At 59.9% G+C, this 12,496-nt stretch carries 8 protein-coding genes; 4 read left to right on the top strand and 4 right to left on the bottom strand.

Annotated elements, in window-relative coordinates; translation table 11 throughout:
- Positions 1 to 121 precede the first annotated feature (121 nt).
- The 3 genes from BLT65_RS24020 to BLT65_RS24010 are packed head-to-tail and all read right to left on the bottom strand — an operon-like array spanning position 122 to position 4,797.
- Complete coding sequence (locus BLT65_RS24020) at positions 122 to 1,480, bottom strand: sigma-54-dependent transcriptional regulator (protein WP_091781792.1); 1,359 nt, start codon at positions 1,478 to 1,480, stop codon at positions 122 to 124.
- Positions 1,477 to 3,399: a sensor histidine kinase gene (locus BLT65_RS24015; RefSeq protein WP_091781789.1), complete on the bottom strand. Its 1,923-nt coding sequence runs from the start codon at positions 3,397 to 3,399 to the stop codon at positions 1,477 to 1,479. The genes BLT65_RS24020 and BLT65_RS24015 overlap by 4 nt, the downstream gene beginning before the upstream one ends.
- A gap of 51 nt (positions 3,400 to 3,450) precedes the next feature.
- Complete coding sequence (locus BLT65_RS24010) at positions 3,451 to 4,797, bottom strand: MFS transporter (RefSeq protein ID WP_091781787.1); 1,347 nt, start codon at positions 4,795 to 4,797, stop codon at positions 3,451 to 3,453.
- A gap of 394 nt (positions 4,798 to 5,191) precedes the next feature.
- Between BLT65_RS24010 and BLT65_RS24005 the strand changes: the two genes are divergently transcribed.
- From BLT65_RS24005 to BLT65_RS23990, 4 genes are all read left to right on the top strand, one after another.
- Positions 5,192 to 6,034, top strand: a complete 843-nt coding sequence (locus BLT65_RS24005; RefSeq protein ID WP_091781784.1) for a MipA/OmpV family protein — start codon at positions 5,192 to 5,194, stop codon at positions 6,032 to 6,034.
- A gap of 1,219 nt (positions 6,035 to 7,253) precedes the next feature.
- Positions 7,254 to 8,507 carry a replication initiation protein gene (locus tag BLT65_RS24000; RefSeq protein WP_244186577.1) on the top strand — a complete coding sequence of 418 codons (1,254 nt, stop codon included), beginning with the start codon at positions 7,254 to 7,256 and terminating at the stop codon, positions 8,505 to 8,507.
- Positions 8,508 to 8,894: 387 nt separating this feature from the next.
- Positions 8,895 to 9,743 carry a ParA family protein gene (locus BLT65_RS23995; RefSeq protein ID WP_229516818.1) on the top strand — a complete coding sequence of 283 codons (849 nt, stop codon included), beginning with the start codon at positions 8,895 to 8,897 and terminating at the stop codon, positions 9,741 to 9,743.
- A 12-nt stretch (positions 9,744 to 9,755) separates the two neighbouring features.
- Complete coding sequence (locus BLT65_RS23990; protein ID WP_042315079.1) at positions 9,756 to 10,721, top strand: ParB/RepB/Spo0J family partition protein; 966 nt, start codon at positions 9,756 to 9,758, stop codon at positions 10,719 to 10,721.
- 1,428 nt (positions 10,722 to 12,149) lie between these two features.
- Here the strand turns inward: BLT65_RS23990 and BLT65_RS46545 are convergent.
- Positions 12,150 to 12,496, bottom strand: a 347-nt coding sequence (locus BLT65_RS46545; protein ID WP_208545796.1) for a hypothetical protein, incomplete at its 5' end; no start/stop codon positions are given.

The raw sequence follows: 12,496 nt of genomic DNA, 5'->3' as shown, positions 1-12,496 counted from the left end.
GGCTTCCAGCGGATCGGTATGGCTTCCATGATGTAGATCATGAAAGCACGCAAACTTGATGGCGATTCACAACCGGCGCGGGTAGCGAACGTGCTATATGCCCGCGTCCCGAACTGCAACGTCACTCTTTCGGAGGCGACGCCTGGCGGAACGCGTTCGGCTCGATGCCATGGCGGGTAATCTTGTCGTATAGCGTTTTACGCGGCAAGCCCAGCTGTTCGGCGGCCCTGATCACCTGTCCACCGGCACTGCGCAACGCTTCCTCGATATAGCCGCGCTCCGCACGCACCATCCGCGATGCAAGCGAATCGGCGCCTGCGGGAGGCTGCGGCAAGCCATCATCGAGGCCGAGCGTAAAGCGCTCCGCTACGTTCTTCAGTTCGCGGACATTGCCCGGCCAGTCATGCAGTTGCCAACGCATCATGTCTTCTGACGTCCACGCAGGTTCGGGTTTGCCGTATCGTGCGCATGCCGCCCGCACGAAGTGGGCGAACAGTTCGGGAATATCGTCGGCGCGCTGCCGCAACGGAGGCAGTTCGATCGAAACGACGTTGAGCCGGTAGTACAGGTCCGCGCGGAAATGGCCCTGATCGGAGAGCTGTTTGAGGTCCTGCTTGACGGCGGCGATGACGCGCACATCGATCGTCACGGACGTGTTGCTGCCCAACCTTTCAATGCAGCGTTCCTGAAGCGCGCGCAACAGTTTGGCCTGCAACGCGAGCGGCATCGTTTCGAGTTCGTCGAGGAAAAGCGTCCCGCCATTTGCATATTCGAACTTGCCGACTCTTCGTTGCTGCGCGCCTGTAAAGGCGCCCGGCTCGTGACCGAAGATCTCGCTTTCGAACACCGCTTCCGGCAAAGCCGCGCAGTTCAGCGCGACGAACGGACCGCTGCGGCGGCTTGCCGTGTGGAGCGTTCGTGCCAGCACTTCCTTGCCTGTGCCTGTCTCGCCGACGATCAACACGTCGGCGCCCGTCGGCCCGATTGCATCGATCAGACTGTGGATACGCCGCATCGGCGCAGACCTGCCGAGCAAGGTTCGTTCGCTGCTCAGTTGCGCGCGCAAGCTGCGGTTCTCGGCGACGAGCTTGCGATGCTCCAGCGCGCGTCGCACGGTATCGAGGAGACGCTCAGAATGAAACGGCTTTTCGATGAAATCGTAGGCGCCCGAGCGCATCGCGCCGACGGCCATCGCGACATCACCGTGACCGGTTGTCAGGATGACGGGAATGTCGGCGCCGTCGGGACGCGCCTTGATGCTGTCCAGCAACGTTAGGCCGTCGATGCCCGGCAAGCGGACGTCGCTCACGATTACGGCCGGCGGCGCCTGTCTGAGCGAGGCAAGCGCGCTTTCGGCATCGTCGAATTCACGCACGGCGATGCCTTCCAGCGACAACGCTTGCGTACAACCGAGCCGCACGACGGGATCATCTTCAATCACGTAGACCAGCATGCTGGCGAAGTTATCGGGCGAGTTCATAGCCTGGTTGTGACCTTTTCCGTGACACGCTGCAATTCGACGACGAAGACCGCTCCACCCAATCCTGAGTCCGCGTCGCGGCTGTTTTTCGCTTCAAGGCGACCGCCGAACTCATCGACGATGGCCTGCGAGATGACGAGACCCAGCCCCAATCCTTTTCCCGACGGCTTGGTCGTATAGAACGGCTCGAATAGCCGCGACATCGTATGCGGCGCGATGCCGGGGCCGCTATCGGCAATACTGATGCGCACGCGCGTATCGACGATCTCGGTCGTCACGAGCACTTCGCGCCGCGCTGCGGCGGCCGCACTTGCATCGATTGCGTTGGTCAACAGATTCACGAAGACTTGTTCGATGCGGATCGGACTGGCGAGCACGACGACGTCATCCGGCACGGACGCTACGCGCACCGTAACGCCCGCCGCCTTGCGATGCGATTCGATCAGCGCGAGAGCCTGTTGCAACGAATCGGCGATTGCGACGGGTTCCCTGCTGGTGGCGTCGTTTCTGGCAAACGCTTTGACATGCGAAATGATCTTGCCCATCCGCGCGGCCAGCTCGTTGATGAGCGTCAGGTTTTTCTTCAGATCCTCCGGACGGTCGAGTTCGGTCATCCGGATGGCGTTGCTGGACAGCGTCATCACGGCCGCAAGCGGCTGATTCAACTCGTGTGTAATGCCGGCCGCCATCTGGCCGAGCGCCGCGAGTTTGCCTGCCTGAATCGCCGTGTCGCGCGTATCGCGCAGAATGCGGCGCGCGTCGTCAAGTGCGTCGACCTTTTCTTCCAGCGCGGTGTTGGCGCGGGTCAATTCGGCTGTGCGTTCCGCAATCCGTTGTTCGAGGTCGCGCTGCGCCTGCTGCAATGCCGCCCGCGCGCGCAGCCGCTCCTGGTTCCGGCTGTTGCGCAGGCGCGCAGCCCAAATGAGCGCAAACACGAGGGCCGTTGCCGCGCCAGCGCTGATGGCGGCGAACATCGCGCTGCGCTCGTCGTCGGCGTCATCGGTCAGGATCGCGACCTTCCATCCGAGCGGCCCAACCGGTCGATAATGCACGTGGAACCACTTTGAACCTTGCCCCGGAGGCGCGACGAATAGCTTATCGGGGCCGACCTGCCCTTCAGGTCCGCTTTGTGCGGCATCGGCGCGCTCGGTCATTGCAGCCCGCGTGGATAGCGCGACGAGCGACGCGTCGCCGTATTGTTGCGTCTGCTGCAGTGCGCGCCGCGCCGCGTCCGATAGCGGCGCCAGCGCCCGGTAACGCCATGCGGGCACAGACGAGAGAAACGCGACGTTGTCCCGGTCGACGAACAGCACGATGTCGCCGCTCTTCGCCAATGCGCTCTCATAGTCATCCAGCGACGCCTTGATCGCGACGACGCCCACCATCCGTCGAGCCGCACCCGAGCCCTCGCTGACGGGCACGGCCAGAAAGTACCCGGCCTTCTTCGTCGTGTTGCCCACGCCGTAGAAGCGCCCCGTGCCACGCTTCATCGCATCGATGAAATAGGGGCGAAATGCATAGTCGAAGCCCACGAAGCTGCCCTCTTCGTCCCAGTTGCTTGCGGCCAGCGTTTTGCCGCTCATATCCATCACGTACGCCGCCGACAGGTCGGCATTCGTCTGGACTGCTTTCAGATAGGCGTTCGCCGCCCGCTGCAGTGCGGGATCGCCCGGCTTCGCGAGCAGCCGCGGAAGCACGGGATCGAGCGCGGCGATGCGCGGCAGCGACTCATAGCGCGCGAGTTGCGACTCGAGCGTCAATGCGTAGAGAGACGCGCGCTGCGCCACTTCGTTTGCGTGTGTACGCGAGTAGTAATGCAGCGCGGCGACGTACGCGAGTCCGGCAGTCGCGATGCAACACGCGAGCACCGCGACCGCCGTTGCGACGTGCCGTATCCGCCTCATAGGATGCGTTTTCATGATGCCGTGTCCTCGTGAAGACGGACACCACTGGCGATCTTTAACAGGACGTCAGTCCTTGATGAGCGAGTGCTTGCCGGTGTCGCGCATACAGAGGTACACCACCAGTGAGCAAAAAATCGCACCCGTGACATACCAGTAGAAGAGCGGTTCATGTCCTGCCTGTTTGAGCCATAGCGCCAGATATTCAGCGGTGCCGCCGAAGACGGATACGGTCAAAGCATAAGGAAGTCCCACGCCCAACGCACGGATTTCCGCCGGGAACAGTTCCGCCTTGACGACCGCGTTGATCGACGTGTAGCCCGACACGATCACCAGCGCTGCCATGATCAGGAAGAACGCGACCCACGCGTCATGCGTCTGGCTGATGGCCGTCATGATCGGCACGGTGAACAGGGTGCCGAGCACGCCGAAGGCAATCAGAACAGGCCGGCGGCCGATCCGGTCGGATATCGATCCGACGATCGGCTGAAGAAGCGCGAACAGGAACAGCGAGGACGCGGAAACGAGCGTCGCGTCGTGCTTGCTCATGCCGACCGTATTCACGAGGAATTTCTGCATGTAGATCGAGTACGTATAGAACGCGATCGTGCCGCCCATCGTCAGCCCGACAACGGTCAACACCGCGCGCGGATGCTTGCGCAATTCGGCAAGCGTGCCGCGCCGGTCCTTCTTGTGTTTGGCCTTTTCGAATTCGCCGGTTTCTTCCATCGTCGCGCGTAGGCGCATCGCGGCAAGCGCTGCGGCCGCGCCGATGAAAAACGGAATGCGCCAGCCCCAGCTTTCGAGTTGCTGCGTCGTCAGAAGGAACTGCTGCAGGATCACGAGCAGCGCCAGCGCGACAAGCTGTCCGGCGATGAGCGTCACATACTGGAAGCTCGAGTAGAAGCCGCGATCCTTCGCGGTGGCGACTTCGCTCAGGTAAGTCGCCGATGTGCCGTACTCACCACCCACGCTCAAGCCCTGCAACAGGCGCGCGATGACCAGCAGCGCGGGCGCGGCCACGCCGATCACGTCATAGCTGGGGCACAGCGCGATGATGAGCGAACCGAAACACATCAGCACCACCGAAACCAGCAGGGCCGAGCGCCGTCCGTGGCGATCTGCGTAAATGCCCATCAGCCAGCCGCCGATCGGCCGGGCAAGAAAGCCGACCGCGAACACGGCAGCTGTATTGAGCAGCTGGGCCGTCTGGTTCCCGGCAGGGAAGAACGACCGCGCGAAGTACAAGGCAAACGCCGAGTACACATACCAGTCATACCACTCGATCAGGTTGCCGGCAGACCCGGAGAAGATCGACTTGAGGCGGCGAAGGCGGTCGCTGGATGCGGAGGGTGCGATTGCGTGGGATTGAGGCTGACTGGCGCGCGCGCCTGCTTCCGTGTAGCTCGGATCCATAGTGTCTCCTTGGGTTTTATCGGATGCCGCACGATGCGGCGCGCCCATCTTTGCAACTCCGATGCCAACGTCGCGCGCGCAGTGCAGTTGCCTAATCCATTGTTTTTATTTGTTTTTTTTGGCGACGCGGATTCACTGGCGCAGGTGCCTGTGCGGATTGCCAGAATCCGGCCGTTTCGATGTGCGGCGAACCGCTCAGAGGGTCCCTGCGGCTGAAGCGGACGCGAGCGCGTTCGAAAGGCCTTGCATAGATGCAGGCGCAACGCCGCAATTCATTGGGGTCAGGTATGGCGTTTGCTGATTTTCCGCCGGATTCCCTCTTCCTGAATTGAACACGTTATGTGTGGCCGCAACGGACCGCGTCCACGATCCATAACCCAAGACGTTCGTCGACATGACAAAGCTACCGGTCTACGCCAGCCTCGCCTATCTCATCTGCAGCGCGCCATCCGCCCTGGCGCAAACGCCGTCGCCCCTTGGCGAATGGCAATACTCCGCAGGCATCCCGCTCGAAAAGCTGTTCCAGCCGACCAATCGGCCCGATTGGGAAGTGCGGATCGGTATAGGTTCAACGTTCGAGCCGCGCTATGACGGATCCGACCGCTATCACACGCTGGTTGGGCCAAGTACCGACATCCGCTACAAGGACCTCGCTTTTCTTTCGACAGGCGAAGGGCTGGGCGTCAATGTGCTGCAAGGCCCGAACTGGCGCGTGAGCATCGCGGCCGTCTACGATCTCGGCCGGCGTGCGCACGACGATCCTTCACGACTCGATGGCCTTGGCAATATCAATCCAGCGCCCGAGGTCAAGCTGGCCGGGGAATATGTGATCTCGAAGGAGTTTCCGCTGGTGTTTCGCGGCGCGGTGACGCGTAGCTTCGGTGGATCGAACGGATGGGTCGCGGACCTCGGCGCGTATATGCCATTGCCTGGCAGCTCGGAGAGTTTCTTCTGGTTCGCCGGACCGTCGGTGACCTTTGCGGACTCGAAGTATATGAATAGCTGGTTTGGCGTGAATGCGATGCAGGCGGCGAATTCCCGATACTCGCAATACGACGCCAGCGCGGGGCTGAAATCGGCAGGGTTCGGCGTCACGATGATCTGGTTCGTCAACAAGCATTGGTTCGTGACGGCGGATGGCGCGCTCAAACGGCTGTTGGGAAGCGCGGCTAACAGCCCGATCACGCAGACAAAGACGGGCGGCGTGTGCGATGTGTCGATCAATTATCAGTTTTAGGGCGGTTCTGATTTGGGATTCGCGCTTCGAGGGATTGTCGTAGCGCGGACAGGGGGTTGGACGGTCCGTTTGGGTCGTTTTACCTCTTCGAATTACCTGGTGATCCTTATGGTCGATTTGGATTCAGCGCTCGAGTTACGCCCATCGGGCAGTTGGCGACACGCTTTTGGGGCTGTCTTCGCCAGGTTTCCTGGCTCGTCGGATGAGTGGATGCGAGCGCTTGCGGGTTGAAAACGGGCGGGCGACTAGTGATGTTGACCATAGGTTTGTCTCGCGCGCGACCCGATTTTGGCGTTGAACGGGTCCCGGCACGCGATTATTTACCGTAAATAGACAGAGGATCGGTGTGATGTCCCCGCTTGGGGTGAGCCTGGTAGCGATGCGCTGCTGTCTGCAGGGCGTTCGCGTGAATGTCCCCATCTAGGGTGACCGTTGCGAGAGATTCTTTAGAAATGGCGCATCAGCGTGGACGTTCAAGGCTGCTCAGGCGGGATGGAGGCCCTTTTCGCCGCGTCATCGCGCGAGAATCGGTTCAATGTCCCCATTCGGGGTGGCGTACGCAGTCGCAGAGGACAACCCGTCCAATTGTCCCCAACTGGGGCGAAAGATCTAGGCGAGTAACGAACTGGCTGGCACTTATTTACGATAAATAGACGGACGGTGAGTTTGCAATTTCGAGATCCACGGAAATTGCGTTTTGCACTCAGAGAGTTAGCTCGGGTTGCTGTTAACGCTTCGAGGTTTTTTCGATTTGCTGGATCGCTGAATGTTTGCTTTGCAATCGAATCTCTCGGTAGAAAACAGCAACAAAAGCTCGGCGATTGTCCCCGAATGGGGTGTATTGAGGTTTGTATACCGTTTGGTAAACAACGTTTACTTCGTTTACACACCTAGAACCCTTATCCAGTAAGGCTTTGCAGACGTAAACGTCCCCGGTTGGGGCGTTAACTGTCCCTGTTCGGGGTGTCATGTCCGCCTATACGTCCCCGTCTGGGGTGTTTCGCGACCCCAAATGCGGCGGAAGCGTCCCCGTTTGTGGTGAATCGATCGAAAGGGGTGTGGATAGGTCTCGTCGCGCAACGCAAATTGGGACGTTTCAACTTTCTCGTCGAACAGATGTCCCGCATGGTGATTGCGCGGTGGGGTCATTTAGAGCACAATCCCGGGCATGCCCAGATCTTCGCCGACTGCGGTTCGTACTGAAAGCGTCAAAAAGCACGTGGCGGCCATCCACACGAGCGGCGAACTTTCGCTGCTGGAGCGGAAGCTGTCCAACGTGCTGCTACTGCATTCATACGACAACCTTCTGAACACGAGAACCCACCGTCTACCGGTGCGGACGCTCATGCTCGTGCTCGGCTGGACCGAAAGCGAAAACACCGAAAAGCTTCGAGAAGCGCTCAGGCAGCTTGCCACCACGGCCGTCGAGTTCAACGTCATGGACGATGGCCGGGAACGGTGGAGCGTCATGCCGATTCTGTCGTTTGCGGAGATTCGCGCTGGCGTCTGCTCGTATCGCTACGACGAGGCACTGGCGGAAAAGCTTTACGATCCGTCGATTTACGCGACCGTCAATCTCGGCGTGCAGCGCAAATTTTCGAAGTCGCATGCGTTGACGCTTTACGAAAACTGCCTGCGTTTTCAGAAGGTTGGCTCAACCGGTTGGATCGAACTACCCGTCCTTCGGAAACTGCTGGGTGCGACCCAGGAGTATTACGACGACTTTCGCCGACTGAACAGCAAGGTGATTCAGAAGGCCGTGAAGGAGATCAACGACGTCTCAGACATTAACGTCGACGTCGAATATCAGCGGCTCGGCCGGTCAGTGACTGGGGTGAAGTTTCTTATCCGGCAAGGCGCGCAGCAGTCGCTTCTTACGCCTGAGACAGAGGACGAGTTCGCACATGTCCGTGACAGCGAAATCTATCGGAAGCTTCGGGCTCACGGGATTGGCGACAAGCTGGCGCTCAGTTTCGTCATCGAGGATGAGGAGCGGGCCCGTCTGGTCGTTCAGTTGGCAGAGGAGAAAGACCGTAAAGGTCAGATCAAGCGTTCGACAGCCGGCTTTATTCGCACACTGATCGAAAACAAGGCAGATGTTTCTGAGCCGGAATACGAAAAAGAAAAGCGCGAAAAGGCTCAGAAGCAGGCGGCGGCAGCGCGCACGCGCACGCTCGACGCTCGCATGCAGGAATTGCGGATCGACTTCGATCGCCTCCAGTGCGCCTCGGCCGTCAAGGCGCTGACGCAGGATGAGAAGCGCGCGTTTGCTCGACAGTTCGTCGAAGGCGACGGAGCGAAGTATGCGCGTGAGTTCCGCCCGGATAGCCCGGGGCTGTTTTCCGGCTCCGTGGGGCGTGTGAATTTCGCGTCGTGGCTGAGAAACCGCGTGCGTCCGGAATTCGACGCGACAAAGTTTGACGGTTGGCTTTCTGAGAATCACCAGGAAGTTTCGTTGCAACGGAATTCATAAAAATAGCGATTTTCCGTTGAATGAATGGCTTTCTGTCGAGCCATCTGATATAAGCTGACTGCATTGTCTTTCGCGGATCAGCTAATGAACATCACTATTCAAGATATCGTCGATCAGGCCGCTCGCGCGACTGACATCGTCTCGCAGGTTCGGGGTCGTATGCTGGCCCCGAACGCACGCAAAAACCCCCCCGTTTTTAACGCTTCACAGCTCGCTGCGCTGTGTGAAGTCGACAAGAGTCAAATCACTTATCGCACGTCGAAGGGGGACCTTCCGCCGGGCACCGTCAATGCAACAGGCTCGCGGCGCGAATTCTCCTTGGTGGAAGCCCGCGAATGGGTACGCGCGTACCGCGGCAACGCGCTGCGGCCGGCGAAGGCGCCGGCCATGACAGTCGCCATCGGTAACTTCAAGGGCGGCGTCAGTAAGACGACGACGGCGATGACGCTCGCGCAGGGCTTGAGTCTGCGCGGTCATCGCGTGCTCGTGATCGACACCGATCCGCAGGGTTCGCTGACGACGCTGTTCGGCATTCTTCCTGATACCGAAGTCGAGGAAGATTCGACGATCACGGCTCTGGCGACGGGCGATCAAACGAGCATCGAATACGCGATCCGCGAAACCTATTGGGATGGCATCGATCTCGTGCCCGCGTCGTCGTCGCTGTTCAACGTCGAATTCATCTTGCCGAGCCGGCAGATGAAGGAACCGGACTTCGAATTCTGGAACGTGTTGAACACGAGCCTCGAGCAGGCGCGCAGCAACTATGACGTGATCATCATCGACACGCCGCCTGCGCTGAGCTACGGCACCGTCAACGCGTTCATGGCCGCCGACGGCTTGATCGTCCCGACGCCGCCGAATGCACTCGACTTTGCCAGCTCGGCGCAATTCTGGACGCTCTTTAGCGATCTCGCGTCGAACCTCACGGCAGAAACGAACACGGACAAATCGTTCGAGTTCATCCACGTGCTGCTTTCGCGGGTGGACCCTGCGGATGCAGCGGCGGGCGTCGTGCGGGAATGGATATCGGCGACGTATGCGGAGAAGGTTCTGCCCGTCGAAATTCCGAAGACCGCGGTGACGGCGGCAAGCTCGGCTGAGTTCGGCACCGTGTACGACATCTCCCGATACGACGGCAACGCGAAGACGTACCGAAGGGCGCGCGAAGCCTATGACCGTGTGACGGAAATCGTCGAGCAATCCATTGTGGCCTTCTGGGCGAAGTCAGAATAAAGGGAGGAGTAAATGTCGATCAAGGACAGACTTGCGAAAAAGACGGGGGACTTGATGGTTCCTGCCCCGTCCCAGGAGGCGGGGCGGAATGCATCACCGCGAACTGCGCCGGGGCAGATGCTCGCGTTTCGCAGCGCGATGCGGGAGAGCTCTGATCGCGTCTCGCAACTTGAAGCTCAACTCAAGGAGTACGACGGCGCCGTTGCGATTCGTGCGCTCGATCCGAAGACGATCCAGGCGTCGAAATGGGCGAACCGCCAGGATTTCGGCGATGAGAGTTTTACCGAACTCAAGTCGCTGATCGCGGAGGCGGGCGGCAATACGCAACCGATCAAGGTACGTCCTTCGAGCGACGGTGAAGGATACGAGATTGTGTTCGGGCATCGCCGGCATCGTGCGTGTCTGGAACTCGATTTGCCGGTGAACGCGATCGTCGATGGAGAGATCACTGAGCAAGGCCAGTTTGTTCAGATGGATCAGGAGAACCGCGCGCGGAAGAACCTGAGTCCGTGGGAACAGGGCGTCTGGTACAAGCGAGCGCTCGACGACAAGCTGTGGCCGTCGCAGAACGCGATGGCGAAGGCGTGTGGTCTGTCGCAGGGGAATATCTCCAGCGCGCTTCTGGTGGCTGAGCTTCCGGCCGAGGTGGTTGGTGCGTTTCCGTCGCCGCACGATATCCAGTTTCAGGCTGCGCGGAAGTTGTCGGTCGCACTCAAGAAGGCAGCCGATGAGATCGTGCAGCGGGCGGTAGAGCTTGTCGAGGATTCGTCGCGGACCGCGCCTGAGGTGCTTTCTGCATTGCTGGCGGCGGCTCGTCCTGCGGCTCCTGCTCGGAAGGAAGAGGAGGTTGGGATCGAGCGAAAGGGTGAACTGCTGGTGATTCGTCTGCGTGCTAGCGGTGTGCCGCAAGATCGCGTCGAAGAGTTGCGGCAGTTGATTACTGGGTTCCTTGAGGACGTGCAGTCGTCGGCTGATTAAGGTTTTGGCGGGGTGCCTCGCTGATAGGCGGTGGCACCCGGCCTGATGTGGTTTGTTTGTGTTTCGGTAGTTGAATGCCTTCCACTTGCGGCGTTTGTTTTTGGTGACGCCGCTTCTCTTCTCGGTCGTTCGACCGGTCTCTTCCTCACTCTCCGCGATTTTGTCCAGCACGGCGCTTTTACCGGCTGGCGTGCTTCGACGTGGCGTTGCTCGTGGGGACTTCACGGCACGGGGATTCTTCGCGGCGCTTGTGGGTGGGAGTTCCTTGATCGGTCCTGTGAAGTCGTGTGCGAGGTGGGTCACCGGCCTGATGTGGTTTGTTTGTGTTTCGGTAGTTGAACGCCTTTCCCTTGAAGCGTTTGGCTTGGTGACACCGTTTCTCTTCTCGGTCGCTCGACCGGCCTTTTCCTCACTCTCTCCGATTTTGGCCAGCACGGCGCTTCTGCCGGCTGGTGTGCTTCGGCGTGGCCTTGCTCGCGCGTGGTGCTTCAGGTTCCGGCGATTCTTCGCGTGGCACTTGTGGGGATTTCCTTGATCGGGCCCGTCACGTCGCGTGCTCACTGCGTTGCGGTGAGCGCGGCCGGCGCGCTTGCTGCCGCGTTGGCTTGGGGCTTCGCGGTGGAATTCTTCGTAGACGTTTGGGAGAGTGTCGGGTTATTTACGGTAAATAAGGCTGTGCGTATGGCTGCGTGCGTGGAGAGGGTGTCATCTCATTTCGTTATGCATTGGGGAAAATGCACGGGGATTTGCCTCGCTTGAAAGTCGGACGTGAATGGTAGTCGGGCGGACGACGGGCTATTTACCGTAAATAGCCCGCGCTAGCTGAGAAGGTGAATGCGCCAGCCATCGCGCGTCCCGGGGGTATTTACTGTAAATAGCTGCCTCACGAGCGCGACCGCGACAATGACAATTGGACTTCGAGCGGTTCCCACGTGGATTCGCTGACGCGCCGGGGAGAGTTGTCGTGCTCAGAGCGCAACGAGCGCGTCAGATGCTGGAAGCTCTTCGAGTGGTGAAAGATGGCTCGTGCTATTCGATGACGAGTGGGTCGCCGTGAAGGTCGACTGCCAATGCACTTCGCCGCGCGATATCCGCAGGGAGATTGTGTAGATGAGACGCCAACGTAGGCCAATTGCGATCGATCGAAAATTGCGCTTTCCGATTCTGGGGGATTGTCAGCGACCGAACTTCTCCATCTAGACCAGGCGCGCGACACCTCACCTCAGGAGGGGACCATGCGCTATCAGACCAACTGCCAGAAACACAGGGCGTTAATCGTCTCCGATACATTACGACCGGACCGGAAGCTGAAGTGCGTCGAACACGTCAGCCGTAGTCTTCGAAACCATGATCAGCCGAGCTGTCTTGTGTGAACTGACGGTGTGGGTTCCCCGTGATACTTCGGTTCTTCGTATGTCACATGCCACATCAACGACCGCTGTCGTGCGGCGAGCGAAGGGATTTTCGTCGCCCCACATATATGTGCCCACCGCGGAATTGATGGGCACGCGGTGGGTGCGGTTGACATAGGAGGGAGATCGCGATGATGTAGGGATTCCGACGCGGCCCCACTTTTCCTGATCGGCACACGCCGGGGATCTCCATGGCAGCGGCAAGATGATTTGCGGTAACGGCCGCAGCCAGACCTCCGGAGCGAATTAGGCTCTCGTGCATACGTCGCAGCGACAGCGACAGCGACAGCGACAGCGACAGCGACAGCGACAGCGACAGCGACAGCGACAGCGACAGCGACAGCGACAGCGACAGCGACAGCG

Origin of the sequence: Paraburkholderia steynii (assembly GCF_900100565.1) — a bacterium.
Classification (GTDB): Bacteria; Pseudomonadota; Gammaproteobacteria; order Burkholderiales; family Burkholderiaceae; genus Paraburkholderia; species Paraburkholderia terrae.
The sequence above is the reverse complement of the archived record's forward strand: the minus strand, read 5'-3'. Positions and strand labels throughout refer to the sequence as shown.